The organism is Paenibacillus sp. MAH-35 (genome assembly GCF_058135425.1).
Genome location: NZ_JBYUPU010000107.1, coordinates 1 through 654, shown reverse-complemented (window position 1 = coordinate 654; position 654 = coordinate 1). Strand labels below are relative to the sequence as shown.

The 654-nt window shown below is 43.7% G+C and carries 2 protein-coding genes; both read left to right on the top strand.

Annotated features, from left to right (window positions below; genetic code table 11):
• The first annotated feature begins 147 nt into the window (after window positions 1-147).
• Window positions 148-342 (top strand): NUDIX domain-containing protein, encoded by a 195-nt coding sequence (locus tag AC3Y2E_RS34645; RefSeq protein WP_379217991.1) that lies wholly within the window; start codon window positions 148-150, stop codon window positions 340-342.
• Window positions 343-446: 104 nt separating this feature from the next.
• Window positions 447-654: transposase (locus AC3Y2E_RS34640; protein ID WP_483875107.1), on the top strand; the 208-nt coding region annotated here is incomplete at its 3' end.

Genomic DNA, 654 nt, shown 5'->3' with positions numbered 1-654 from the left:
GGCAAAAGACTTCTTGCTGTGTAATCCTTACACGAACTGTCGGAACGACAGGGTTAGCTTGGTGAACTTCTCTTCGTTAGAAGGGACTACCCAAGAATCTCGTGATTTTAGTCATGAGAGGTTCAAAAGAGTAAGCAACAAGTCGCCGTGATTCTTACGGCCAGCGGGCATTATTTTTTGCCCGGCGGCGGGATGGATGAAGGCGAGACGCCTGAGGAATGCCTTAGAAGAGAAGTTCTTGAAGAGACAGGATACCAAATAAAAATTGGTGCTTATATCGGTAAAGCACAAAGATACTTTATCAGCTCCCAAAAAGAACCTTTGCTGAGCAGAGGCCGCTGAAAAAGTCCGTCTCTTATAAAAAGGTACAGTCCTTCAAGAAAGTTGAAAAGGCTGTACCTTTTTTGCCGTATAATTGAGTCATCACGAAAAGCGGGTGAGAGCGAATGATTCGGCAACAACAGACCTTAGTTCTGAGTCCTTATGCGGCATTGTATGACATTGTCGTGCCGAAGGACAATATGCTCCGTCAAATCAACGAACTGGTGGACTTCACCTTCATATACAAAGAACTCGAAGCAAAATATTGTCTGGATAATGGACGTAACGCAATTGATCCCATTCGCATGTTTAAATATTTGCTACTGAAAGCCA